The following is a 24,949-nucleotide window of genomic DNA, read 5'->3' as shown; positions in this document are numbered from 1 at the left end:
CCCGATGAAGCCGGATGCGCTCAAGGTGCTGATCTATGCCACCTGGCGCGACCGGTTGCTGGTTTTCGATGAGCCCGACTTCCCGCAGGTCGCGCTTCAGGTTCCGGGCGGCACGGTGGAGACTGGCGAAGATATCGCCGCCGCGGCACTTCGCGAGTTCTCGGAAGAGACCGGGATCCTGCCCGAAACTCCCTTCGCCCCGCTCATCGTTCATGACTGTCGCTTTTCCAAGGACGGAACCGAATTTTTTCACCGGCGGCACTGCTTCCACATTTCTCTCGAAGGTGAGCAACCTGCCAGCTGGCTGCATCGCGAAATGACGCCGTTCAGCGGCGGAAGTCCGATCCTCTTCCGCTTCTTCTGGCTTGGCTTCGACGACGCCCGCACACGGCTGGGCTACGGCATGGAGCACCCCTTACCGCTACTTGGCTGAGCCTCTTGTACTCACTCTGACAAAAAACGCGAAAACAAAGCCGCCCGGATCACTCCGGGCGGCTTTTTAATTCAATTCCGAGAACCAAGCTACCGATTATTCGGCAGCCGGTGCGCTCTCGCCCGCGAGATCCTGCAGCATCGGGGTGGCGACATCGGCGCCCGTGCCCTTGCGGCGTTCTTCGAGGATCATCTCGTCGCGCGACGTAGCGATGCGGCGGATCTGCGTCATCGTGCCACCCGTACCGGCCGGGATCAGGCGACCAACAATGACGTTTTCCTTCAGACCCTGCAGGCCGTCGGTCTTGCCGGCGATCGCAGCTTCCGTGAGAACCTTTGTGGTCTCCTGGAACGAAGCAGCCGAGATGAACGACGGGGTCTGCAGCGACGCCTTGGTAATACCCAGCAGAACCGGATCGCCGTAAGCAGGCTTCTTGCCCTGTTCGATCAGCGTATCGTTGACGTCTTCGAGCTCGATACGGTCGACGTTGTCGCCGACGATATAGGTCGAGTCACCCGCATCGGTGATTTCCACCTTCTGCAGCATCTGACGGACAATCACTTCGATGTGCTTGTCGTTGATGACAACGCCCTGCAAGCGATAGACTTCCTGGATTTCGTTGACGAGGTACGAAGCCAGAGCTTCGACGCCCTTGATCGCCAGGATGTCGTGCGGAGCCGGGTTACCGTCGAGGATGTAGTCACCCTTTTCGATATAGTCGCCTTCCTGAAGGTGGAAGGGCTTGCCCTTCGGGATCAGGTATTCAACAGGCTCAACACCGTCTTCTGCCGGCTCGATGATGACGCGGCGCTTGTTCTTGTAGTCGCGGCCGAGGCGGATCGTACCATCGATCTCAGCAATGATGGCGTGGTCCTTCGGACGACGAGCTTCGAACAGTTCGGCAACACGCGGCAGACCACCGGTGATGTCCTTGGTCTTGGCGCTTTCGAGCGGCGAACGTGCAAGCACGTCACCCTGCGACACCTTCGTGCCCGGCTCGACCGACAGGATCGCGTCGACCGACAGCAGGAAGCGGGCGTCACCACCGCGGGACAGCTTCATGACATTACCACTGGCATCCTTGATGACGATTGCCGGCTTGAGGTCCGAACCACGCGGGGTCGAACGCCAGTCGATAACCTGACGCTTGGTGATACCCGTGGATTCGTCGGTCGCTTCGAGCACCGAGAGACCGTCGACCACGTCTTCGAACTGAACGGTACCGGCCACTTCCGTCATCATCGGACGGGTGTAGGGGTCCCACTCTGCCAGACGCTGACCACGCTTGACCTTGTCGCCATCGTCGACATGCAGCTTCGAACCATAGGCAACGCGCTGCGAGGAGCGCTCGACGCCACGCTCGTCCAAGATCTGGACGGTCATGTTGCGGCCCATGGCAACGAGGTTGCCATCCGAGTTGCGCAGCAGGTTACGGTTCTTGATCTGAACCGTACCTTCATACGAAGCTTCCAGGAACGACTGGTCGACCACGGTTGCCGTGCCACCAAGGTGGAACGTACGCATGGTGAGCTGCGTGCCCGGCTCGCCGATCGACTGAGCAGCGATAACACCGACCGCTTCGCCCATGTTGACAGGCGTACCGCGTGCAAGGTCACGACCATAGCAGACAGAGCAAACACCCGTCTGGATTTCGCAGGTCAGGGCCGATCGGATGCGGATCGACTGGATACCAGCCTTTTCTATCTCGATGACATCGGGCTCGAGGATCATCTTGCCGGCATCGACGATACGCTCGCCGGTGACGGGATGATCGATATCATCCAGCGCGGTACGGCCGAGGATACGAGCGCCGAGCGAGGCCACGACCTGACCGGCATCGACGATGGCGGTCATGGTGAGGCCCTTGTCGGTGCCGCAATCCACAGAGTTGACGATGCAATCCTGTGCGACGTCGACGAGACGACGGGTCAGGTAACCAGAGTTCGCGGTCTTCAAGGCAGTATCTGCGAGACCCTTACGGGCGCCGTGCGTCGAGTTGAAGTACTCGTTGACGGTCAGGCCTTCCTTGAAGTTCGAGGTGATCGGCGTTTCGATGATTTCGCCCGACGGCTTGGCCATGAGGCCGCGCATGCCGCCCAGCTGGCGCATCTGGTTCGGAGAACCACGGGCACCCGAGTGCGACATCATGTAAATGGCGTTCATCGGCTTCTGGCGACCGGTCTTTTCGTCGAATTCGACGGCCTTGATGCGGGCCATCATGTCTTCGGCGACCTTCTCGGTGGCCTTGCCCCAGGCGTCGACAACCTTGTTGTACTTTTCGCCCTGGGTGATGAGACCGTCGTTGTACTGCTGCTCGTATTCCTTGACCAGGTTTTCGGTGTCACCGACGATCTTCGCCTTGGTGTCCGGAATGACCATGTCGTCCTTGCCGAACGAAATGCCGGCGCGGCAGGCATGGCTGAAGCCGAGCTGCATGATGCGGTCGCAGAAAATGACTGTGTCCTTCTGGCCGCAATGGCGGTAGACCGCGTCGATCATCTTGGAGATGTTCTTCTTGGTCATTTCCTGGTTGCAGACGTCGAAGGTCACCTTGCCGTTCTTCGGCAGGAGTTCGCCGATAAGCAGACGGCCCGGAGTCGTTTCGTAGATCTTCGAGTACGGCTTGCCGTCCTCACCGATCGACTTGAAGCGGCCGCGGATCTTGGTGTGCAGCGTGACGACCTTGGTCTCAAGCGCATGATGCAGTTCGCCGAGGTCGGAGAAGGCCATGCCTTCGCCCGGCTCGTTCTGGTTCATGATCGAGAGATAGTAGAGGCCGAGAACCATGTCCTGTGACGGAACGATGATCGGTGCACCGTTTGCAGGGTGCAGGATGTTGTTCGTCGACATCATCAGAACGCGGGCTTCGAGCTGAGCTTCGAGCGATAGCGGCACGTGAACCGCCATCTGGTCGCCGTCGAAGTCGGCGTTGAAGGCCGTGCAGACGAGAGGATGCAACTGGATCGCCTTGCCTTCGACCAGGGTAGGTTCGAAGGCCTGGATGCCCAGGCGGTGCAGCGTCGGTGCGCGGTTGAGGAGAACCGGATGCTCGCGGATGACCTCGTCGAGGATATCCCAAACCTCAGGCTTTTCCTTTTCCACCAGCTTCTTTGCCTGCTTGACGGTCGAGGAATAACCCTTGGCGTCGAGGCGGGCATAGATGAACGGCTTGAAGAGCTCGAGCGCCATCTTCTTCGGAAGACCGCACTGGTGCAGCTTGAGTTCCGGACCGGTCACGATGACGGAACGGCCGGAGTAGTCGACGCGCTTGCCGAGCAGGTTCTGACGGAAGCGGCCCTGCTTACCCTTCAGCATGTCGGACAGCGACTTCAGCGGACGCTTGTTGGCGCCGGTGATGACGCGGCCACGACGGCCGTTGTCGAACAGCGCGTCTACAGATTCCTGCAGCATGCGCTTTTCGTTGCGGATGATGATGCCCGGAGCGCGCAGTTCGATCAGGCGCTTCAGACGGTTGTTACGGTTGATGACGCGGCGGTACAGATCGTTGAGGTCCGACGTCGCGAAACGACCACCGTCGAGCGGAACCAGCGGACGCAGATCCGGCGGGATCACCGGAACGACCTTCATGATCATCCATTCCGGACGGTTGCCCGACTCCATGAAGTTCTCAACGATCTTCAGGCGCTTCATCAGCTTCTTCTGCTTGAGATCCGACGTCGTGTCGGCAAGCTCCGAGCGCAGATCGCCCGCGATCTTTTCGAGGTTCATCGAGGCCAGCATCTCGTAGATAGCCTCAGCGCCGATCATGGCCGTGAACTGGTCTTCGCCGTATTCGTCGACGGCCAGCATGTACTCTTCTTCCGAGAGGAGCTGGTGCTCCTTGAGGGCGGTGAGGCCCGGCTCGGTGACAATGTAGTTTTCGAAATAGAGAACGCGCTCGACATCCTTCAGCGTCATGTCGAGCAGCGTCGAGATGCGTGATGGCAGCGACTTCAGGAACCAGATGTGGGCGACCGGAGCGGCGAGCTCGATATGGCCCATGCGCTCACGGCGAACGCGCGACAGCGTAACTTCAACGCCGCACTTTTCGCAGATGATGCCCTTGTACTTCATGCGCTTGTACTTGCCGCACAGGCACTCGTAGTCCTTGATCGGTCCGAAGATGCGCGCGCAGAAGAGACCGTCGCGTTCCGGCTTGAACGTGCGGTAGTTGATGGTTTCCGGCTTCTTGATCTCACCGTAAGACCAGGAAAGAATCTTCTCCGGAGAAGCAATCGAAATCCGGATGGAATCGAAGTTCTGTGCAGGCACCTGCGGATTGAAAAGATTCATGACCTCTTGGTTCATGCCTGTCTCCTTCATGGGCGGATGCGCCCTTAGCTTGCATGGACGGCGGCAAATCCCGGGAGCCGCGCCAACGCTCAAAACGACAATAACCGCAGAATGCGGCGAAATCGTCCCTGCTCGGCCGACACATACGGGGCCAGAGCGGGAACGGTGCGCGCTGCGTTGCAGCGCACACCCTATCAGTGGTTACTCGGCGGCGTCCGGCAACTGGCTGGCCTGCTGCTCATCGACCTTCGAATTCTCGAGTTCGACAGAGAGACCAAGCGAGCGCATTTCCTTGACGAGAACGTTGAAGCTTTCCGGAATACCGGCTTCGAACGTATCGTCGCCACGGACGATGGCTTCGTAGACCTTGGTACGGCCGGCGACGTCATCCGACTTCACCGTCAGCATTTCCTGCAGCGTGTAGGCTGCACCATATGCTTCCAGAGCCCAGACTTCCATTTCGCCGAAGCGCTGACCGCCGAACTGCGCCTTGCCGCCCAGCGGCTGCTGGGTAACGAGCGAGTAAGGACCGATCGAGCGAGCGTGGATCTTGTCGTCGACCAAGTGGTTCAGCTTCAGCATGTAGATGTAGCCGACCGTCACCTGGCGGTCGAACTGCTCACCGGTGCGGCCGTCGTACAGCGTCGACTGACCGCTTTCCTTGAGACCAGCCAGAGCCAGCATCGCATTGACGTCACCTTCATGAGCGCCGTCGAAGACCGGCGTTGCAATCGAAACGCCACGCTTCCACTGGTCAGCCAGACGAAGGACCGAGTCATCGTCGAAGTCCTTGACCTGTTCGGCCTTCGGACCGTCGCCGACAACGTCGCCGATCGTCTTGCGCAGCGGCTCGATATTGCCGCTGGCCTTGTAGGCTTCCAGCATGTCACCGATCTGGCGGCCCATGCCGGCACAAGCCCAGCCAAGGTGCGTCTCGAGGATCTGACCGACGTTCATGCGAGAAGGCACGCCCAGCGGGTTCAGAACGACGTCGACGTGCGTACCGTCTTCCAGGAACGGCATGTCTTCGACCGGAACGATACGCGACACGACACCCTTGTTGCCGTGACGGCCTGCCATCTTGTCGCCTGGCTGGATCTTGCGCTTAACAGCAACGAAGACCTTAACCATCTTCATGACGCCCGGAGGCATTTCGTCGCCGCGCTGGACCTTCTCGACCTTGTCCATGAAGCGCTGTTCAAGGCGCGACTTGGATTCGTCGTACTGGCCACGGAGAGCTTCGAGTTCGCCCTGGACCTTTTCGTCTTCAACAGCAAACATCCACCACTGCGAGCGCGGATATTCGGAAACGACGTTATTCGCCAGTTCGGTGCCCTTCTTGAAGCCTTTCGGGCCAGCAATCGCGACCTGGCCGCGCAGCATGTCGACTAGACGGCCGTAGACGTTACGGTCGAGGATCGCCTGCTCGTCATCGCGGTCCTTTGCAAGACGCTCGATCTCTTCGCGCTCGATCGCCATCGCGCGCTCGTCCTTCTCCACGCCGTGGCGATTGAAGACGCGCACTTCGACGATCGTGCCGTAGGTGCCGGGCGGCATACGCATGGAGGTGTCGCGGACGTCCGAAGCCTTTTCACCGAAGATGGCGCGCAGAAGCTTTTCTTCCGGCGTCATCGGGCTTTCGCCCTTCGGCGTGATCTTGCCGACGAGGATATCGCCCGGCTGAACTTCGGCGCCGATGTAGACGATACCGGCTTCGTCGAGGTTCTTCAGCGCCTCTTCCGAAACGTTCGGAATGTCGCGCGTGATTTCTTCCGGACCAAGCTTGGTATCACGGGCCATCACTTCGAACTCTTCGATGTGGATGGAGGTGAACACGTCGTCAGCAACGATGCGCTCGGAGAGCAGGATCGAGTCTTCGTAGTTGTAGCCGTTCCACGGCATGAACGCGACGAGCGCGTTACGGCCGAGGGCGAGATCGCCCAGGTCCGTCGACGGACCGTCGGCGAGGATGTCGCCACGGTTGACAACGTCCCCGACGGTGACCAGCGGGCGCTGGTTGACGCAGGTGTTTTGGTTCGAACGCTGGAACTTCTGCAGACGGTAAATGTCGACGCCGGACTTGCCAGCTTCGAGGTCTTCCGTCGCACGGATAACGATACGCGTCGCGTCGACCTGGTCGACCACGCCGCCGCGGCGGGCGCCGATAGCAGCACCGGAGTCGCGGGCAACAACCGGCTCCATGCCGGTACCGACAAACGGAGCTTCAGCACGCAGCAGCGGAACGGCCTGACGCTGCATGTTCGAGCCCATGAGCGCGCGGTTGGCGTCGTCGTTTTCCAGGAACGGGATGAGAGCCGCAGCAACCGAAACGACCTGCTTCGGCGAAACGTCCATCAGGTTCATGCTGTCGCGCGGAGCGAGCATAACTTCGCCGGCGTGACGGCAAACGACGAATTCGTCGACGAACGAGCCGTCGGCAGACAGTTCGGCGTTGGCCTGTGCGACGTAGTACTTCGCTTCTTCCATTGCGGAGAGGTAAAGAACGTCGTTCGTCACCTTGCCGTCAACGATGCGACGGTACGGGCTTTCGATGAAACCGTACTTGTTGACGCGTGCGAAGGTAGCCAGCGAGTTGATCAGACCGATGTTCGGGCCTTCCGGCGTTTCGATCGGGCAAATACGGCCGTAGTGGGTCGGATGAACGTCGCGGACTTCGAAGCCTGCGCGCTCGCGGGTCAGACCACCCGGGCCAAGTGCCGAAAGACGGCGCTTGTGGGTGATTTCCGAAAGCGGGTTCACCTGGTCCATGAACTGCGAGAGCTGCGAGGAACCGAAGAATTCGCGAACGGCAGCAGCTGCCGGCTTCGCGTTGATCAGGTCCTGCGGCATGACCGTGTCGATTTCGATCGAGGACATGCGTTCCTTGATCGCGCGCTCCATACGCAGCAGGCCGAGACGGTACTGGTTTTCCATCAGCTCGCCGACGGAGCGAACGCGACGGTTGCCGAGGTTGTCGATGTCGTCGATTTCGCCCTTGCCGTCGCGCAGTTCGACCAGCATCTTGACCACAGCCAGGATGTCGTCCTTGCGCAGGATGCGCACAGTGTCTTCGACGTCGAGGTCGAGACGCATATTCATCTTCACGCGACCAACGGCGGAGAGATCGTAGCGCTCCGCATCGAAGAACAGCGAGTTGAACATGGCTTCGGCCGATTCCATCGTCGGCGGTTCACCCGGACGCATGACGCGGTAGATGTCGAACAGAGCGTCCTGACGGTTCTCGTTCTTGTCTGCAGTCAGCGTGTTGCGGATGTAGGCGCCGACGTTGATGTGGTCGATGCCGAGAACCGGGATCTCGTCGAAACCGTTCTGTAGGATGATCGGCAGCGTCTTCTCGTCGATCTCGTCACCTGCCTCGAGGTAGATTTCACCTGTCGAGTAGTTGACGATGTCCTCGGCGAGGTAGTTGCCGTAGAGGTCTTCGTCGGTTGCCTTCAGAGCCTTGAGGCCCTTGTCGGCGAGCTGGCGGAGCAGACGCGGCGTCAGCTTCTTGCCGGCTTCGACAACGACTTCACCGGTGTCGGCGTCAACCATTTCGGTGATCGCCTTGGCACCCTTGAGGGTCTCCGGCTTGAACGGAATGCGCCAGCCGTTGCCGTCGCGCTGATAGTCGGACTTCGTGTAGAAGGTCGACAGGATTTCTTCGCCGTCCATGCCAAGCGCCATCAACAGCGATGTCACGGGGATCTTGCGGCGGCGGTCGATACGGGCATAGACGATGTCCTTGGCGTCGAACTCGATGTCGAGCCAGGAACCGCGATACGGAATCACGCGGGCAGCGAAGAGCAGCTTGCCGGACGAATGGCTCTTGCCCTTGTCGTGATCGAAGAAGACGCCCGGCGAACGGTGCATCTGAGACACGATAACGCGCTCGGTGCCGTTGACGATGAACGTACCGTTGTTGGTCATGAGCGGCATGTCGCCCATGTAGACCGACTGTTCCTTGATGTCCTTGATGGACTTCGCGCCCGTATCTTCATCGATATCGAACACGATCAGACGGAGAGTAACCTTCAGCGGCGCGGCGTAGGTCAGGTCGCGCTGGCGGCATTCATCGACGTCGAACTTCGGCGGTTCGAACTCGTAGGACACGAATTCCAGCATGGAAGCGCCGGAGAAATCCGTGATCGGGAAAACGGACTTGAAGACAGCCTGAAGGCCCTCATCAGGGCGACCGCCCTTGGGCTCTTCAACCATCAGGAATTGATCATACGATGCCTTTTGAACCTCGATGAGGTTTGGCATTTCTGCGACTTCTGGGATCTTACCGAAAAACTTGCGTACGCGCCTACGACCATTGAACGAAAGGGTCTGAGCCATCGTCGCTCCTTCAAAATTGCATCCGGGCCTGCAACGGACGGGAACCGATGGCCAGTCGACCCCGTCAATCAATGAGTAATTCAATCTCGTCTCACTTCCCGAACTGCGAGGCCGGATTGCCTGCGCGTTTCGGTTCGAGACCATCCTCTTGAAGAACCCATTACCCAAAAGCCGTTTTCAAGCGGCTTTTGGGTAATTCGTTCCAGAAAACGGCAAATGGGAGGCGGGAAATCCCACCTCCCAAATGCAGTTCAAGATTACTTAACGTCAGCCTTAGCGCCGGCGTCTTCAAGCTTCTTCTTGATGTCAGCGGCTTCAGCCTTGGAAACGCCTTCCTTGACAGCCTTAGGAGCGGCCTCAACGAGGTCCTTAGCTTCCTTCAGGCCGAGACCCGTGATGGCGCGGACTTCCTTGATGACGTTGATCTTGTTAGCGCCGGCGTCAGCCAGGATAACGTCGAACTCAGTCTTTTCTTCTTCAACGGCAGCAGCAGCACCTGCACCACCAGCAGCGGCAGCAACAGCTACCGGAGCAGCGGCGGAAACGCCCCACTTTTCTTCGAGAAGCTTAGAAAGCTCTGCTGCTTCCAGAACGGTAAGCGAGGAGAGGTCGTCTACGATCTTTGCGAGATCAGCCATGTTATCAGTTCCTTTTGTTCGGTTCGAACCGGTGTTTTATAAACAGCAAAAAACCGCCTTATGCGGCTTCGTCCTTCTTGGCGTAAGCCGAGAACACGCGAGCAAGCTGGCTTGCCGGTGCTGCAACAACGCCTGCAATGCGGGTAGCCGGTGTCTGGATCATGCCCAGCAGCTTCGCACGCAGTTCGTCCAACGACGGCAGGGTCGCAAGCGACTTGACTGCATCGGCGTTGAGCGTGGTTGTTCCCATGGCGCCGCCGAGTACAACGATCTTGTCGTTGCCCTTGGCGAAATCCACGACGACTTTCGGAGCGGTGATCGGATCAGTGCTGTATGCAATTAGCGTCTGACCGGTGAAGAGATTGGAAATCCCTTCCGCTTCCGTACCCTGAAGGGCGATCTTGGCCAGGCGGTTCTTCGCGACTTTGACGGTACCGCCAGCTGCGCGCATCTTCGAACGGAAGTCGTTCATCTGCGCGACTGTAGCACCAGCATAGTGGGCCACAACAACCGAGCCCGAAGCCTTGAAGACTTCGTTCAGTTCCGTGACGAATTCGCGTTTTTCCGCTCTTTCCACTGCCTATCTCCAGTTGGCAGGACCTTTTGACGGGGCCTACCGGGTTGCCTTTGCCTCCTGGGATCAGAGGAGATCCCAAGCGACGCTTGAGGATCCTGTCCCCTCGCGCTTCGCGCCAAAGAAAGGCCGAAGGCACAAGGCATCCAAGGCTCGAACCAAATTCCTAGAAGCAGTACTTCATGCAATTCGGGTCTTACCCGTCTCATGCAGGCAAGGTGATTAAGGGAAAACCACCTGCAATCTCGGACAGGATTCCGGATTTCTCCGGAATACTCCGGCCCCTTGCGGGACCGGAATTCTTTATAGCCGGGCAGAAGCCCGGCGAATTTGTTAAGCGGCCGGAGCCGTAACGGACGACGGGTCGATCTTGACGCCCGGGCCCATGGTCGAGGAGATCGCTACGCGCTTGACGTAGTTGCCCTTCGCACCGGCCGGCTTTGCCTTGATGACTGCATCAGCGAAGGCACGGATGTTCTCTTCCAGAGCCTTGGCATCGAAGGATGCCTTGCCAACGCCAGCATGAACGATACCAGCCTTTTCGACGCGGAACTCGACAGCGCCGCCCTTGGATGCCTTGACGGCACCAGCAACGTCCATCGTAACCGTACCAACCTTCGGGTTCGGCATCATGCCACGCGGGCCGAGAACCTTACCGAGGCGGCCGACGAGCGGCATCATATCCGGGGTCGCGATGCAGCGATCGAAATCGATCTTGCCGCCCTGGACGATTTCAACGAGCTCTTCAGCGCCGACGATATCTGCGCCAGCTGCCTTGGCTTCATCAGCCTTGGCGCCACGAGCGAAGACAGCAACGCGAACGTCGCGGCCCGTGCCGTTCGGCAGGTTGACAACGCCGCGGACCATCTGGTCTGCGTGACGCGGATCAACGCCGAGGTTCATAGCGACTTCGATGGTTTCATCGAACTTCGCAACCGCGCGCTCCTTGACCATGCCGATTGCAAGGGTCAGAGCGTAGAGCTTTGTGGGATCAACACCTTCGTTGATCTTCTTGGTGCGCTTGCCAGCCATGGTCTTATCCTACCACTTCCAGGCCCATGGCGCGGGCAGAGCCCTCGATCATCGCCATTGCACCTTCGATATCCGCTGCATTCAGATCCTTCATCTTGGCTTCTGCGATCGACTTGATCTGAGCCTTGGTGAGCTTGCCGGCGACGGCGCCCTTGCCAGGCGTCTTCGAACCAGACGTGATCTTCGCTTCTTTCTTCAGCCAGTAGCTGACCGGCGGCTGCTTCATCGCGAAGGTGAAGGACTTGTCCTGGTAGTAGGTGATGACGACCGGGATCGGCATACCCTTTTCCATTTCCTGCGTAGCGGCATTGAACGCCTTGCAGAATTCCATGATGTTAATGCCACGCTGACCAAGCGCCGGGCCGATTGGCGGGGACGGGTTTGCCGATCCTGCCTTGACCTGAAGCTTGAGCTGGCCTGCAACTTTCTTAGCCATATCTCTCTGCCTTTCATTGATGACCGGTTGCCCGGCCAGTGATGCCGGATGTCTCCGGCGGCTGCGGTTGCGTGGTGCGGATCACAGGGTCCGGCTAAGACCCCTCACCTTCCACGCGATTCGCGGCTTTCGCCGCAAGGAAGCAAGTCAGCGTTGGCTTACTTCCGAGCTCAGACCTTTTCGACCTGAGCGTATTCCAGTTCGACCGGCGTAGCGCGGCCGAAGATCGACACTTCAACCTTCAGGCGCGAACGCTCTTCGTCCACATCCTGAACCGTGCCGTTGAACGAAGCGAACGGACCATCCGAGACACGAACCTGCTCGCCGATCTCGAAGGTAACGGATGCCTTCGGCCGCTCGACACCTTCCTGAACCTGACCGAGGATACGCTCAGCTTCATAGTCCGGAATCGGAACGGGCTTATTGTCGGAGCCGAGGAAACCAGTGACCTTCGGCGTATTCTTGATCAGGTGGTAGGCTTCATCCGTAAGATTGGCACGAACAAGAACATAACCCGGGAAGAACTTGCGCTCGGAATCAACCTTACGGCCGCGACGCACTTCAACCACCTTCTCGGTCGGAACGAGAATTTTTTCGAACAAATGCTCGAGGCCCTTCTGCCGAGCCTTATTTTCGATGTCTTCCGCGACCTTCTTCTCAAAATTCGAATACGCGTGGACAATGTACCAACGTGCCGCCATGTTACTACTCCACCCGATCAATTGCCGACGTTAAGCACGAAGCTCAACAGCCAGCCAATGAGCTGGTCAGCGGCAAAAAAGAACAGCGCGGCAAAGATCACCATTACAAGCACCATGACCGTCGAGATCATCGTCTCGCGGCGCGACGGCCAGGTAACTTTAGACGTTTCGGAGCGAACCTGCTGTAGAAACGTAAACGGATTGGATTTGGATGCCATCGACTGCCCACGCAATTACGGCGCGTAAAGCTGAACATATCAGCCCCACGCACCGCGTGTCTGTTGAACCCTACATAACCATCGATTCCCAATTGCACAAGAGGGAAACCGAAGTTTAACGAACTTAGCCATACGTCGCCTTTCTGTCCGAACCGCTGCGAGATATCCGCGCCACTCGTTCAAGAAAGATGGCAGGGGCAGAGGGGCTCGAACCCCCGACCTGCGGTTTTGGAGACCGCCGCTCTACCAGCTGAGCTATACCCCTTTACGCTTTACATTCAGCTTCTTGACCGACCGGCCGCGAAGCGCAACTGCAAGCATGGCGCTCCCTTTAAGGCGGCAGCGCAGGATTGGCAAGTGCGTTTTTCTATTTTTCCAATCCTGCGTCGCGGGAAAGGCCTGCGATCAGACTTTCACGTATTTGCGCCAGTCGTGCTCTTCCTTGAAGCCAAGCACTTCGCGGATCTTGCGGTTGGAGAGCAGCCCCTCGTATTCGCCGATTTCGCGCGTGAACGGCACGTTCGGATAGAATCGCTTAGCAAGTTCCCTCGATGGCGTATTGGCCGAGACCGTGTCATTCGCGGCGTTGAAGACCTGGAAACCCAAGCCGTCCTTCTCAATGCAGAGATGGCAGATCTGCCCGAGGTCGCGGGCGTCGATATAGCTCCAGGCGATACGCTTGCGCATTTCAGGATTGGCGAAATAGGTCGGGAACCTCTCGTACTCGTGCGGCTCGATGACGTTGCCGATGCGCAGCGCGTAGATGTCGAAACCGGAGCGTTCGGCAAAGGCGCGGGCCGTAGTCTCGTTCAGCACCTTGGAGAGACCATAGGAATCCATCGGATTGACGTCGTAGTCCTCCTCCAACGGAAACTGGTGGAAGTCGCGATGGCCTTCCGCAAAGCAGACGCCGTAGGTCGTCTCGCTCGAGGCGACGATGATCTTGCGGATGCCGAGCTTCACCGCCGCTTCGATGACGTTGTAGGTGCCCATCGTGTTGATGCGGAAGGTCTCGTTGTCAGGCTTGATGAGGATCCGCGGGATCGCCGCGAAATGCACTACTGCGTCGAAAGGCTGGACGCCCTTCCCTGCATCCATGTCCGGAAAATCGCGATGCATCGAGAGCGCGTTGAAGACCTGGCCGCTGTCGGTGATGTCGGCAATCAGATTGGTCACACCGGGGCTATCAAGCGGCACCAAGTCGACGTTGTGAACCTCATAGCCGGCGTTAACCAGCCACGGCACCGAATGGCGCCCCGCCTTGCCCGAACCGCCTGTGAAGAGAATACGCTTTTTCATAGTGTCCTCCGCATATGAAATCGGAGGGATAGATAAAGGCTTTGCACCCAAGCGCAAGACCACTGCTCGCATTGCGTTGTCACCATGGGCGACTTCCCCATTCACAAGAGCAGGCAAAGGAAAAGCCCCGCTGTTTCCAGCGGGGCCTTCTTAAATCCAGATAATCCGAAGATTACTCGACGATGGAGGCGACGATGCCTGCGCCGACGGTACGGCCGCCTTCGCGGATAGCGAAGCGCAGCTTTTCTTCCATCGCGATCGGAACGATCAGCTCGACGTCAACCGTGACGTTGTCGCCAGGCATAACCATTTCCGTGCCTTCCGGCAGGGTGACGATGCCGGTCACGTCCGTCGTGCGGAAGTAGAACTGCGGACGGTAGTTGGTGAAGAACGGCGTATGACGGCCGCCTTCTTCCTTCGTCAGGATGTAGGCCTCAGCCTTGAACTTCTTGTGCGGCTTGACAGAGCCCGGCTTGCACAGGATCTGACCACGCTCGACGCCGTCACGGTTCACACCGCGAACCAGTGCACCGATGTTGTCGCCAGCCTGGCCCTGGTCGAGCAGCTTGCGGAACATTTCAACGCCGGTAACCGTCGTCTTCGAGGTCGGGCGGATGCCGACGATTTCGACTTCTTCACCAACCTTGACAATGCCACGCTCGACGCGGCCGGTCACGACCGTACCACGGCCGGAGATCGAGAACACGTCTTCGATCGGCATCAGGAACGGCTGGTCGATCGGGCGCTCAGGCGTCGGAATGTAGGCGTCAACAGCCGCCATCAGCTCGCGGATCGCGTCTTCGCCGATCTTCTTGTCGGAGTCTTCCAGAGCAGCAAGAGCCGAACCCTTGATGACCGGAATGTCGTCGCCCGGGAAGTCGTAGGACGACAGAAGCTCGCGCACTTCCAGCTCGACGAGCTCGAGAAGCTCGGCGTCGTCAACCTGGTCAACCTTGTTGAGGAACACGACGATCGCCGGAACGCCAACCTGGCGAGCCAGCAGGATGTGCTCGCGGGTCTGCGGCATCGGGCCGTCAGCTGCCGAGCACACCAGGATCGCGCCGTCCATCTGAGCGGCACCGGTGATCATGTTCTTGACGTAGTCGGCGTGGCCGGGGCAGTCAACGTGGGCATAGTGACGGTTCGGCGTCTCATATTCGACGTGCGCCGTCGAGATGGTGATGCCGCGGGCCTTTTCTTCCGGAGCCGCGTCGATCTGGTCGTACGCCTTGAACTCGCCGAAGTACTTCGTGATCGCTGCCGTCAGAGACGTCTTGCCGTGGTCAACGTGGCCGATCGTGCCGATGTTAACGTGCGGCTTGTTGCGCTCAAACTTACTCTTTGCCATTTGAATGCTTCCTGTGAACGAAATGGATGACCCCGGCGAACCGGTTTAGTGCCGCCGTTTAAGGCTTTCGTGGAAATTGCGCAAGACCTAATTGCGGACCGTATTCCTAGCCTGCGGGCGCATATGGGAAGGAAGTGCCGGATCGGCAAATATCCACCGCAGATGGCAGCGAAGATATATTCGCGAAGAACGGGCGCAACCGGGACCAAGGATATGATACTATTTCATTTACTGCTCTCACGGGGAAGCACTGTCTGGAGACAACGCAATGGAACCAAAGGAAATTGCAAAGCGATCCGCGGGCAACTTTCTGATCTTTGCCGCCTGCGCATTCATATTGTGGATTCTTGCAGCTGCGATCGACTGGGTCGCGCAGGTTGTACGCCTCTCCTCGCCTGAGCGGCTTCCAGCTTTGGCGACCTCGATCGTCAGTTCCTCGACGCTGCAGGCGATCGTAGCGATATGGCTGCTTACGGCGGCCTTCGCGATCGCCTTTCCGAAGATGCTGACGCCGCTTTCGACCACGACAATGCTGATGTTCGACGTCGGATACGGCATTCTCGGCGCGCTTAGCGGTTTCGGTATCGCCATCGGCCTCTTCGGCGGCGGCTGGTCGATCCTGCTGCGCGCCGTGATCTACAGCGCACTGATTGCGATCGGGTTCATTGCCGTTCGCATCTGGCTTTCAAGGGAAGACCTAAGCGCTCACGGGCAGAGGCGATGGATGATCGCCGGCATCATCGCGCTCGCCTCGCCTTTTGTGCTTCTGTGGGGCTAGCAACGCAAATCACGCGCGCAGGTGCCGCGACAGCACTCGTTATTCGGAATGAAATCAAAAAGGCGGACAGCCGAGAATAAGATGCTCGTTCTCTACCTATTTATTCCCGGTGCAACAGCAGTCTTTGCGGCGATGGGAATTGCCGCAATTTCCGGTCGCGCGACGGCGCTTCAGATCGCCGTTCATAGAATCGGTCTTATGCTTACCGCAGCGGTCGCTTGCTATGCCTTCGAAGGAGCCCGCGCGGTTCTCACAGTATGACTCTTGTTCTATCTGCCGGGTGTGGCGCTATTTGATTTTCAGTAAAAAGGCGCTGGACTCTTCGGCGCTCTATAAAATGACCGCAGCATTTAAGGTGAGCCGCTTTATTTGGAGAGGGTTTAACAATCGCGCTGACGGTTGAGTTGTTCGCTGGTCTCGTCAGAGAGACATGCCGATCTAGTTTGACGGCAGCGCTCAGATCGCTAATCGCTCTCTATCACAGCGCCAATGATTTCGCAAAACCACTAAAGATTGGAGCGGGTAGCGGGAATCGAACCCGCGTATTCAGCTTGGAAGGCTGCTGCTCTACCATTGAGCTATACCCGCGGGGTGGTATCCGATCCAATGACGAATGGTGGAGAGAGTTGGATTTGAACCAACGTAGGCTGAGCCAACGGATTTACAGTCCGTCCCCTTTAACCACTCGGGCATCTCTCCAGTCTTTCGTCCGGATCGCGAGACCAAGCTCGTCAGACTTTCGAAACGTTGCCGCCCCTCGGTCTGCGCCGCGTATATGACCGGACGATTTCCGCATGTCAACACGATGACGATGGAAAAAATGTGAAAAATTTCATCGAACATGGAAAGCCGGGCTCTTGAAAGAAATCCTATGCGGAAAGAAGTGCCCTCGCTATAAAGCCGCATGAGCAAAGACAACAAAAGCGGTGGCAAGCCCACCAACGACAAGTCCGCCAAGGACACACATTACGCAACCCTGCGCCGTGCGCATCGCGACAGCAAGCGCGAACGCGGCGAGATTCCGACGCCTCCGCCGCAGAAGCGCCGGCGCGGCGCCGAGGACTGGAAGCCGCCGACACTTGCGCCCGAGCAGGTCTATCTCTACGGCCTCCACACGGTTCGTGCAGCGCTCGACAACAAAGAGCGCAAGAACGTCAAATTGTCGGTGACCCAGAACGCGCTTGCCCGTCTCGAGATCGATGCCGATCAGCTCGGCATTCCGTTCGAGATCGTCGCTCCGCACGATATCGACAAGCTTCTCGGTCCTGACGCAATCCATCAGGGCGTCATGCTGGAAACGCGGCCCCTTCCCGTTCGCCGGCTCGAAGCGCTGAAGGACAGTCCGCTGCTTCTCGTGCTCGACCAAGTGACCGATCCGCACAATGTTGGCGCCATCATGCGTTCCGCGGTGGCCTTCAATGCCGGTGCCGTCATTACCACGCAACGCCACAGCCCGACCGAATCAGGCGTGCTGGCGAAATCAGCCTCCGGTGCGCTGGAACTCATCCCGTATATCCAGATCACGAACCTTGCGGACGCGCTTGGCGAACTGCACAAGCTCGGCTTCTTCACGATCGGCCTTGATTCGGAAGGTCCCGCCCCTCTCGAAGGTACATTCTCAGGTGACAAGGTGGCGCTGGTGCTGGGCTCCGAGGGCAAAGGGCTGCGGCAGAAGACGCGCGAAACCGTCAGCGCACTTGCAAGGCTCGACATGCCGGGCGCCATCAAGTCCTTGAATGTGTCCAACGCGGCAGCGATTGCTCTCTATGCGGCAAGGCTGCATTTGAAAGTATGATGCAATCGGCGGCGCTCTTTCTTGCCAATTTGCGCGCTGAGCGACGAGGCAAACGCGAATAGCAATCTCGCCCTGTCACCGGCCGGAGACTGCGTGACAGCCATTGCAAGGCTCGATCCTTGATCTTCCACATTGAGGGCTTCCGGCTCGTACCGATGAGCGCCGACAGAACATCCCTTTCATCATGGGGGACCACCGCGTCTTGGGGAAATGCAAGGAGGAAGGCGGCAAACCATTGCTGATGATCAGAAAAAAAGCTGACTCGCCTCGGTTTTGACTCTGCCGTTTTCTATAGCTGTCCGGTACTCGAACAGGAGGAACGTATCCCATATGGCCATCCGCTCCCTCATTGTCGGCACTCTCTTCGTCGCTGTATTCGTCGCCATCATTCTCAGCATCGCCTGGATCGACAAGTCGCAGCCAACGCACGAACCCGCTCCGCTAGCGCCCGCGCCTGAACGCCCCATTCCAACGCCCACCCAATAGATCGTCGAGTTGTGGTTGGGGGAACCGACGCCCCCGAGTTTGCCACGCACGATTTTCAGGGAGAGAAACGTGCGGTGATGATAGCCGTCATTGTTTCATGGTTGCCTCGGTGCTGAGCATCGTAATCATGTAGCCATCAGGAGCCAGTGAGACAGGCCCTAGAGACGCGTTGCAAGCAAGCGTGCGGCAAACTGCTCAGAATTGGGCTTGCGAAACCGACGCCGTCTATCTCGTTCCGTTCGCCAAGCTTCGGCGGTCAGGTGGCACCAATGAAATCAAGATCGCGCCGATTTCTTCTTTACAGGACGGCAGAATCTGGTACTTGGCAGGCATCGCCCTTGTAGCTCAGTTGGTAGAGCACCTGATTTGTAATCAGGGGGTCGCGGGTTCGAACCCTGCCGGGGGCACCATCTCTTGAGGGGACCGGCATCCTATTCCGGATGTCGTGATCTCCTCGGTCGTCTCGAAGACAAAGCCACGGATTTCGTTCCGTGGCTTTTTTCGTTGCGGGCGAGAAGCGATCAATGTCTCGACCGCACTGCCGGGAGAACCGACAAGAGATCCACTTTACGCCGATGGAGACAAAGACTTTGTATCTTCACGGCTATGGGGTCGTCGCTTCACCAAGTCGGGGCTTTCGAACCGCAAAAACGGAGCGATTTCAGGGTTTGCATTTTACGGATTTGGGCCAACCTTCATCTCCTATTGCAGCCGTGGTTGTCCCAATCTCTGAAAGCAAGACAGGATCCGTTCAAAGTGGTAGCGCGTGTCCTCTAAACTGGTAGACTCTACCAACGGAGCCATCGCAGTCGGATGACGGGCTCGCCGAGGGACCGAAAGCTCCCATCGTTGCCTGACCTTTCCGCGGTAAAGGTTCTGGGTTCACTTGCTTGCGTGAGAGTGACCACGCGCGCGGAATCTAACCGATGAACTGGGAGGCCAGGGGATGTTTCAAAAAATAGTAGCGTCGGTCGTGACCGCGATGTTTGTTGCAAGCTGCACGGCCGTTTCAGGCTCCTATCCGTCGGAAGGCTACGCGCCGATTCCCGGCAGCATCACCTACGGCGGCCAGCCTCGAACGAAGATCACGAAGTCGCCGATCGGCTCTTCGTTCCCCCACACGTTCACGGATCAGACGGGGCGCGAGGTCGAGGAGATCTATATCATCCAACCGGATCGAACTCTGCTTATCGCCCAGCGACACTATCGGCCATTTTTGGCCTGGAGCAGGAACTAGGGGGGCCGTGCCTCAGAGGCAAGCGCCCCCCGAACGTTCACCTCCAACCTCCTCCAGACCTTTGATCTTTAGAGACCGGGCATCCGGTGAACCCGTTTGACGCGCCTCGTAGCCAGCGAGAAGGCCGCCGTCGACAAAGCGGTCTATCTCGCCCAGCACCGCTTGGCTTCCTGCTCATTGGGCACGACAACGGACTTTTTCTGCAAGCAATGCCGTCACGATAAGCTAGGGAATAGCGCTGAATCCCGGCGCCTTCACCAGCCTATATGGATTGGTCAAATCCACTCCCGGGGAGTTGCAGGCTTCCCAGAATACCACTGCTGTTCCTTCGTAGTCTCACGGCTGATGCGAGGCTTGGTCCACTTGCGTGCAATGGACGCGACGATCTGTCTAGCGGTTTCTTCCTCGATATCGAGGGGTCCCGCCGGCGGATCTTCAGACCGCCCCTCGGGCGGTACCGCCGTATAGGTCAGACGTATGCGCCCTTCGACATTCTCGATGCGAACAGGATCGCGTTGCCCGGCTACAAGGCAGTACCCGCTCGAGTGCTCCACGGACGATCCACAGAGTTTGAAAAACGGCTCCAAAACGCGCCTTTCATCGACGATACCTTTTCGGATTCGCGGTTTCACGTACTTGGATCCGTCTACGATGGCCAACGCGGACGCCATCGATCACTGAGTTGACCAGCGAAATCGGCCTCTACCCCGAGGAACGACTCCCTACCTCGTCATACCCGCTTGCCGATCCAAGTCAGAACTTCGTCATGTTTGCCGCAGGTGGATTGGGTGATCGGACGAGTGTCTCTTTGTATTCCTCGACCGTCTTCAGTATCGGCCCGAGAACCCAGTCGTACATCGCGCCGATATTGTGCTCCTCCTGCGGGTCGGCTTCGATGTTGAACACCTGGGGATAACCGTTCATGGGTGCAGCGCTCGCGCCCACGCCGCCCATCAGGGTTGCCCCGCCCGCACCGCTGCGGCCCGGCGCAACGTCGGCGAAATAGGCCCGGAACTGCTTCCAGCGGGCTGCGACCAGTTCCGATCCGACGAAGGTTAGCAGATGCTGGCGCGCCCCGGTGTCATCTTCGCCGAGCAGGAATTTGCTCTGGTCGACGCCGTCGATCGGCCGGTCGTCCGGAACCTTGCCACCCGCAATGTGTGCGAAGGTCGGGAAGAAGTCCATGATCGAGAACATCGCGTATGAGGATCGCGGCTTGATCCGATGCGGCCAGCGGATGATGGCGGCAGTGCGAATTGCGCCTTCGCTGACTTCACCAAGCGCGCCGCGATACGGCCCGGAGGCTCCCATGTCTGGCATGTCGGCGCCGAACCGGATCACGCCAGGACCGTCGGGACCATTGTCGGAGGCGACAACGACGATGGTATTCTCCTCTGCGCCCAGTTCCTTCACGGCATCAAGCATCGTGCCGACTATGGCATCGCCCTCCATCAAGGAGTCGCCGAACTGGCCGATCCGGGACGCGCCTTCAAACCGCTTCGACGGCAAGTTCGGATAGTGGGTCCGGGAGATCGGCAAGTACAGGAAGAACGGTTTGCCCGCGGCCTTCTGGCGCTTCATGAAAGCGACGCCGTGATCCACCAGTTCCCAATCAATGCCGCGCCGCACTTCCTCGGTGTATGGTTTCACGGATTTGAGCGGCTCGCCCCTGTTCGCCTCGACGATTTGCGGCCCCTTGTCGAGAGGGATATCGAGCGTGTCGGTCTGCTTGCCCTGGCGGATCATTCCAAACGCGTCCCAGGTGTCACCGGGCGGAATTCCGTAAAATTCATCGAAACCCTGGTTTTGAGGTTGACTGTAGGTTTGCGCGCCTAGGTGCCACTTGCCGAAGATCGCCGTGGCGTATCCGGCATCGTGCAGCATCTCCGCCATGGTGATCTCGTTCGCCGGCAGTGAGATGTCTGTGCCAGCGACCGCGATGAGCGACAGCCCGGAACGGATGGAATAGCGCCCCGTCATCAAGGCGGCGCGCGAGGGCGTACAGGAGGGCTCGACCAGAAACTGCGTCAACCGCAGACCCTCCAAGGCGAGTTGGTCGATGCGCGGCGTCGGCGATCCGCGCAACTCCCCGCCTCCATAAACCCCGATGTCGCCGTAGCCGATATTGTCGCCGAGAATGAACACAATATTCGGCTTCGCTTGCTGCGCAGATGCCGTTCCAACCGGAAACGGATGCACACTGAGGCATGATGCGATCGCCAGTGCTTCTGCCATCGGCCGCCAGTGTCTGAGCGATTCCATGTTCAGCCTCCCTGCCAGGGTTGAAATGACTGGTCCGCCTTTTGACCAGCGGTCGTGGCGGTCTCTCCTCGATCCAGAATTCACGATCCGAGCGCCCTTTTGACCGCGTCGACAAGTACGGCCGCCGCGAACGGCTTTCGCAAATATGCGATGCACCCTGCCTGCTCTGCCTCGATTTTCAGGCGAGCGTCTTCGAGGGCGGTAATGAAGATCACCGGCAGCTTCAATCCAGCCACTTTCACCCTCCGCTGTAGTTCGATGCCGGACATGCCGCCCAGGTCGATGTCCAGCACGAGGCAGCCGATAGGCGTCTCGGGATCACGGCCGAGAAATGCTTCCGCCGATGCATATTCCATCGTCAGAAACCCGTAGGCATTGAGGAGCCGCCCGACGCTTCGACGTAGGCTCGCATCATCATCGACGACTGCGACAGTGCGGCGCAGCTTTCCCACCTCATGCCCCCATTCGTGACAATACGCGAGATACGCAGTTGCCGTCATTGTAGGTGCGTCGGCGGTTGCTTCATATTGCCCTAAGGGGATGGTCGCCCGATCACGCCGAGAAAGCACTGCGTCCGCGGTCGAGGCCGATGTCGGCGGCGATCGAAACGACCTCCGCCAAAGACTTTGCTCCGAGCTTCTCCATAACCTGATGGCGGTGCACCTTCACCGTCCGCTCCGAAATGCCAAGGGCATAGGCGATCTGCTTGTTGAGCTGGCCACGGATGATCATCCCGAAGACCTCCGCTTCGCGCGCGCTCAAGCTCGCCATCAATGTCCTCAGCTCCTGCAGACGCTCGTGCTCGGCCCGCCGCCTTTCATATTGAGCCAACGCGCGCTCGATCGTTTCCATCAGGACGGCGACCGAGCTCGGCTTCTCCAGGAAGTCCTGTGCGCCCGCCTTCATCGCGTCGACGCCGGCCTTTATGTCTCCTTCGCCGGTGAGGAATACGATTGGCAGCAGCGGCGCCAGCTCGCACAACCGGCGCTGTATCTGCAGGCCAGACTGGCCGGGCATCTGCAGGTCAAGGAGAACGCAGCCCGGCTCGCAGCTTGGAAGGCCGGCGAGAAACTGATCTCCGGATTCATAGGCCTCGACCTTCACGCCGTAGGCGGAGAGCAGCCGTGCAGTCGCCGTTCGGTAGGATTCGTCGTCATCGACGATATGGACGACCGGTTTCATGAGCCTCGCTCCTCCCGTCGGGCCAGAGGCAGGACCACCCGGAAGATGGCGCCGCCTTCAGGCCGGTTGTGCGCCGAGATCGTGCCGCCATATGTCTCGACGATGGCGCGCGCTATGGAAAGACCCAACCCTGTCCCTGCCTTCTTAGTCGTATAGAACGGCTCGAAGATGCTGGACAGGCGTTCTTCGGGAATACCGTTGCCTGTGTCGACCACACAGAGCTCGGCCCTCTCCTTTGCAATTCCTGTCGCGAACGTCAGGGTTCTTCTGGCGGAATCGGCGTCTATCATGGCGTCCATCGCGTTCGTCGCCAGATTGAGGACGACCTGTTGAACATGAACCTTGTCTGCCCGCACGGGCAGCTCGGTCGCCGGCTGATTCGCATTAAGCGTAATCCCTCTGCGTTCGGCCTCGCCATGAATGATGTGGATCGCGCTCGACGTGACGTCATTCAGGTCGAACTCCTGCCAATCGATCTCGCGTCTCTTCTTGAGCAATCCTCTCATCCGACCGATGATGTCGCCCGCACGCTGATCGTCCTCCTGTATGTCGAGAAGGATCTGCTGAATCAACTCCAGATCGGGGTTGCCACTTCGAAGGAGCTGGGACGCCGCCTCGGCATTGTTTCGAATTGCCGACAGGGGCTGATTTAGTTCGTGGGCGATCGACGAAGACAAGGCGCCGGCCGTTGCGGACTGGTTGAGGTGGACAGCTTCGAGCAGGTGAAGACGAGACATACTCTCCGCATCCTGGCGACGACGTCGCTCGAGTAGCAATGCAGCGATAACGCCGGCCTGCATTAGAACGACGCCGAGCGCCACTGTTACCGCCAGCCAGTGTTCTTCCCACAGGCTCTTCTCCTTATGCATCTGGACGGTACCCGGAGGAAGGTTCCCCTCCGCAAGCCCCCAACGTCGGAGCTGTCGAGAATCTACGATGTTTGTCTGGGGTGCCTGGATATCGGAGACCGGCCGGCCGGCTATGACATCGACGACAAGATTTCCGACGGTCCGGCCCAAAGTGTCAAAGGTGACGGTATTGCCGCCGACGATGCCATGGTCGATGTAGGTCTGATAGGGGCCATAGACAGGCGCGCTGGCCGTTGCCGCGATCAGCTTGATCGCCTCGCGCGGAATGAAATTCCGCCCTGCCCGATCCTTAAAGACCGTCAACGCCAGGATAATGCTGTCGGACGGGACATGCGATGCACGTTCGACAAATTCCTCGATCGTCAGATCTTCAAGGTACGTCGTTTCGTATGATTTGGAGAACTCGTCAAGATCGGCGCGCGCCGTCGCCAGCCATCCCCGATCGAAGTCCGACGATCCCCCGATGATATACAGGTAACGGGCATTGGGCTGCAAGTTGCGGGCCATTTCGGCCGTCTTCAAAATATCGAATGTGGTGAACGCGCCGATCACGTCATCCGGTAGATCGATGTTCTCCGCGGTGGAGTTGCCGAAGCCTGCGGCGACTATCTTCGCGCCGGGAGCGATCCTTGCTCGGTTCGTCGATATGAAGCTGGCAGACTCCTTGCCAAGTGCGACGACCACGTCCGGGCGACGAGCGGCATACTTCTCCGCCAGATATCGGCCCACGCGTGCGACATGGTCGGCTTCCGGAAACCTCGACAGATCAAGAAACTCTGAAAACAGATCAATCTTGCCATCAGTCGCTTCCAGCAGGCGGCTGCGCAACGCTTCTCCGGCAGCGGCCGTTGCCGCGATCCGCTCATCATAGGGATAAAGTATGAGAACCCGCGGCGGCCGATCGAGGAGTGCAAGCGACGTTTCCGAGGCAACGGCGTAGCACCCGCAAACAACCGCTGAGACAGCGATCGCCAGAATGGCAGCTCCTTGAAATCTAGCGGAACAACTGCATCCCCAGCCCATCAGA

19 protein-coding genes and 4 tRNA genes are annotated in these 24,949 nt (G+C 58.8%); 6 read left to right on the top strand and 17 right to left on the bottom strand.

The genetic code is table 11. The features are described 5' to 3' along the window. Window positions 1-4 precede the first annotated feature (4 nt). On the top strand, window positions 5-433 hold the full coding sequence (locus K9B32_RS09360; protein ID WP_224561661.1) for an NUDIX hydrolase: 429 nt from the start codon (window positions 5-7) through the stop codon (window positions 431-433). A 96-nt stretch (window positions 434-529) separates the two neighbouring features. Here the strand turns inward: K9B32_RS09360 and rpoC are convergent, their stop codons facing one another. The 11 genes from rpoC to tuf form a co-directional block, all read right to left on the bottom strand. Beyond that, window positions 530-4,741 (bottom strand): DNA-directed RNA polymerase subunit beta', encoded by a 4,212-nt coding sequence (rpoC, locus tag K9B32_RS09355; RefSeq protein ID WP_224561660.1) that lies wholly within the window; start codon window positions 4,739-4,741, stop codon window positions 530-532. A gap of 186 nt (window positions 4,742-4,927) precedes the next feature. Further along, a complete protein-coding gene (gene rpoB / locus K9B32_RS09350; protein ID WP_224561659.1) occupies window positions 4,928-9,067 on the bottom strand; it encodes a DNA-directed RNA polymerase subunit beta in 4,140 nt (1,379 codons plus the stop codon). A gap of 257 nt (window positions 9,068-9,324) precedes the next feature. Beyond that, on the bottom strand, window positions 9,325-9,705 hold the full coding sequence (rplL, locus tag K9B32_RS09345; RefSeq protein ID WP_007792000.1) for a 50S ribosomal protein L7/L12: 381 nt from the start codon (window positions 9,703-9,705) through the stop codon (window positions 9,325-9,327). A gap of 58 nt (window positions 9,706-9,763) precedes the next feature. After that, complete coding sequence (gene rplJ, locus K9B32_RS09340; RefSeq protein ID WP_007791997.1) at window positions 9,764-10,282, bottom strand: 50S ribosomal protein L10; 519 nt, start codon at window positions 10,280-10,282, stop codon at window positions 9,764-9,766. A 330-nt stretch (window positions 10,283-10,612) separates the two neighbouring features. Then, window positions 10,613-11,311: a 50S ribosomal protein L1 gene (gene rplA / locus K9B32_RS09335; RefSeq protein WP_224561658.1), complete on the bottom strand. Its 699-nt coding sequence runs from the start codon at window positions 11,309-11,311 to the stop codon at window positions 10,613-10,615. A gap of 4 nt (window positions 11,312-11,315) precedes the next feature. Further along, window positions 11,316-11,747: a 50S ribosomal protein L11 gene (rplK, locus tag K9B32_RS09330; protein ID WP_007791992.1), complete on the bottom strand. Its 432-nt coding sequence runs from the start codon at window positions 11,745-11,747 to the stop codon at window positions 11,316-11,318. 170 nt (window positions 11,748-11,917) lie between these two features. Further along, a complete protein-coding gene (nusG, locus tag K9B32_RS09325; RefSeq protein WP_007791989.1) occupies window positions 11,918-12,448 on the bottom strand; it encodes a transcription termination/antitermination protein NusG in 531 nt (176 codons plus the stop codon). A gap of 17 nt (window positions 12,449-12,465) precedes the next feature. Next, the gene (secE, locus tag K9B32_RS09320; protein WP_007531587.1) at window positions 12,466-12,666 is read right to left on the bottom strand and encodes a preprotein translocase subunit SecE; all 201 of its coding nucleotides are present in this window, start codon (window positions 12,664-12,666) and stop codon (window positions 12,466-12,468) included. Window positions 12,667-12,855: 189 nt separating this feature from the next. After that, a tRNA-Trp gene (locus K9B32_RS09315) sits at window positions 12,856-12,931 on the bottom strand. Between the two features lie 140 nt (window positions 12,932-13,071). Further along, window positions 13,072-13,965 (bottom strand): NAD-dependent epimerase/dehydratase family protein, encoded by an 894-nt coding sequence (locus K9B32_RS09310; RefSeq protein ID WP_007791986.1) that lies wholly within the window; start codon window positions 13,963-13,965, stop codon window positions 13,072-13,074. Window positions 13,966-14,137: 172 nt separating this feature from the next. After that, entirely contained in the window at window positions 14,138-15,313 is a 1,176-nt protein-coding gene (tuf, locus tag K9B32_RS09305) for an elongation factor Tu (RefSeq protein ID WP_018857113.1), read from the bottom strand. 268 nt (window positions 15,314-15,581) lie between these two features. On the opposite strand from tuf, the gene K9B32_RS09300 reads away from it, so the two are divergent. Next, window positions 15,582-16,091: a hypothetical protein gene (locus K9B32_RS09300; protein WP_224561657.1), complete on the top strand. Its 510-nt coding sequence runs from the start codon at window positions 15,582-15,584 to the stop codon at window positions 16,089-16,091. 514 nt (window positions 16,092-16,605) lie between these two features. Here the strand turns inward: K9B32_RS09300 and K9B32_RS09295 are convergent. Continuing rightward, window positions 16,606-16,679: transfer RNA gene (locus K9B32_RS09295), tRNA-Gly, on the bottom strand. A gap of 26 nt (window positions 16,680-16,705) precedes the next feature. Next, window positions 16,706-16,790: transfer RNA gene (locus K9B32_RS09290), tRNA-Tyr, on the bottom strand. A gap of 205 nt (window positions 16,791-16,995) precedes the next feature. Between K9B32_RS09290 and rlmB the strand changes: the two genes are divergently transcribed. From rlmB to K9B32_RS09270, 4 genes are all read left to right on the top strand, one after another. Beyond that, entirely contained in the window at window positions 16,996-17,886 is an 891-nt protein-coding gene (rlmB, locus tag K9B32_RS09285; RefSeq protein WP_224561656.1) for a 23S rRNA (guanosine(2251)-2'-O)-methyltransferase RlmB, read from the top strand. Window positions 17,887-18,216: 330 nt separating this feature from the next. Beyond that, complete coding sequence (locus K9B32_RS09280) at window positions 18,217-18,372, top strand: hypothetical protein (protein WP_193385386.1); 156 nt, start codon at window positions 18,217-18,219, stop codon at window positions 18,370-18,372. Window positions 18,373-18,706: 334 nt separating this feature from the next. Continuing rightward, window positions 18,707-18,782, top strand: a tRNA-Thr gene (locus K9B32_RS09275). 536 nt (window positions 18,783-19,318) lie between these two features. Next, window positions 19,319-19,609: a hypothetical protein gene (locus K9B32_RS09270; RefSeq protein ID WP_224561655.1), complete on the top strand. Its 291-nt coding sequence runs from the start codon at window positions 19,319-19,321 to the stop codon at window positions 19,607-19,609. A 753-nt stretch (window positions 19,610-20,362) separates the two neighbouring features. Here K9B32_RS09270 and K9B32_RS09265 read toward each other — a convergent pair. The 4 genes from K9B32_RS09265 to K9B32_RS09250 form a co-directional block, all read right to left on the bottom strand. After that, window positions 20,363-21,871 carry an arylsulfatase gene (locus K9B32_RS09265; RefSeq protein ID WP_224561654.1) on the bottom strand — a complete coding sequence of 503 codons (1,509 nt, stop codon included), beginning with the start codon at window positions 21,869-21,871 and terminating at the stop codon, window positions 20,363-20,365. 80 nt (window positions 21,872-21,951) lie between these two features. Then, a complete protein-coding gene (locus tag K9B32_RS09260) occupies window positions 21,952-22,323 on the bottom strand; it encodes a response regulator transcription factor (RefSeq protein ID WP_224561857.1) in 372 nt (123 codons plus the stop codon). A gap of 100 nt (window positions 22,324-22,423) precedes the next feature. Then, the gene (locus K9B32_RS09255) at window positions 22,424-23,053 is read right to left on the bottom strand and encodes a response regulator transcription factor (protein WP_224561653.1); all 630 of its coding nucleotides are present in this window, start codon (window positions 23,051-23,053) and stop codon (window positions 22,424-22,426) included. After that, entirely contained in the window at window positions 23,050-24,945 is a 1,896-nt protein-coding gene (locus tag K9B32_RS09250; protein WP_224561652.1) for a sensor histidine kinase, read from the bottom strand. The genes K9B32_RS09255 and K9B32_RS09250 overlap by 4 nt, the downstream gene beginning before the upstream one ends. Between the last annotated feature and the right edge of the window lie 4 nt (window positions 24,946-24,949).

The organism is Rhizobium sp. 3T7 (assembly GCF_020166565.1).
In the GTDB taxonomy this organism is placed as follows: domain Bacteria; phylum Pseudomonadota; class Alphaproteobacteria; order Rhizobiales; family Rhizobiaceae; genus Rhizobium.
Note: the sequence above shows the minus strand (reverse complement) of the source record. Positions and strands in the feature narration are given on the sequence as shown.

Bases quoted from the DNA above. Each gene is read 5' to 3' on its own strand.
- K9B32_RS09360 (WP_224561661.1), top strand. From the start codon at position 5: ATGAAGCCGGATGCGCTCAAGGTGCTGATCTATGCCACCTGGCGCGAC.
- rpoC (WP_224561660.1), bottom strand. From the start codon at position 4,741: ATGAACCAAGAGGTCATGAATCTTTTCAATCCGCAGGTGCCTGCACAG.
- rpoB (WP_224561659.1), bottom strand. From the start codon at position 9,067: ATGGCTCAGACCCTTTCGTTCAATGGTCGTAGGCGCGTACGCAAGTTT.
- rplL (WP_007792000.1), bottom strand. From the start codon at position 9,705: ATGGCTGATCTCGCAAAGATCGTAGACGACCTCTCCTCGCTTACCGTT.
- rplA (WP_224561658.1), bottom strand. From the start codon at position 11,311: ATGGCTGGCAAGCGCACCAAGAAGATCAACGAAGGTGTTGATCCCACA.
- rplK (WP_007791992.1), bottom strand. From the start codon at position 11,747: ATGGCTAAGAAAGTTGCAGGCCAGCTCAAGCTTCAGGTCAAGGCAGGA.
- nusG (WP_007791989.1), bottom strand. From the start codon at position 12,448: ATGGCGGCACGTTGGTACATTGTCCACGCGTATTCGAATTTTGAGAAG.
- secE (WP_007531587.1), bottom strand. From the start codon at position 12,666: ATGGCATCCAAATCCAATCCGTTTACGTTTCTACAGCAGGTTCGCTCC.
- K9B32_RS09310 (WP_007791986.1), bottom strand. From the start codon at position 13,965: ATGAAAAAGCGTATTCTCTTCACAGGCGGTTCGGGCAAGGCGGGGCGC.
- tuf (WP_018857113.1), bottom strand. From the start codon at position 15,313: ATGGCAAAGAGTAAGTTTGAGCGCAACAAGCCGCACGTTAACATCGGC.
- K9B32_RS09300 (WP_224561657.1), top strand. From the start codon at position 15,582: ATGGAACCAAAGGAAATTGCAAAGCGATCCGCGGGCAACTTTCTGATC.
- rlmB (WP_224561656.1), top strand. From the start codon at position 16,996: ATGAGCAAAGACAACAAAAGCGGTGGCAAGCCCACCAACGACAAGTCC.
- K9B32_RS09280 (WP_193385386.1), top strand. From the start codon at position 18,217: ATGGCCATCCGCTCCCTCATTGTCGGCACTCTCTTCGTCGCTGTATTC.
- K9B32_RS09270 (WP_224561655.1), top strand. From the start codon at position 19,319: ATGTTTCAAAAAATAGTAGCGTCGGTCGTGACCGCGATGTTTGTTGCA.
- K9B32_RS09265 (WP_224561654.1), bottom strand. From the start codon at position 21,871: ATGGAATCGCTCAGACACTGGCGGCCGATGGCAGAAGCACTGGCGATC.
- K9B32_RS09255 (WP_224561653.1), bottom strand. From the start codon at position 23,053: ATGAAACCGGTCGTCCATATCGTCGATGACGACGAATCCTACCGAACG.
- K9B32_RS09250 (WP_224561652.1), bottom strand. From the start codon at position 24,945: ATGGGCTGGGGATGCAGTTGTTCCGCTAGATTTCAAGGAGCTGCCATT.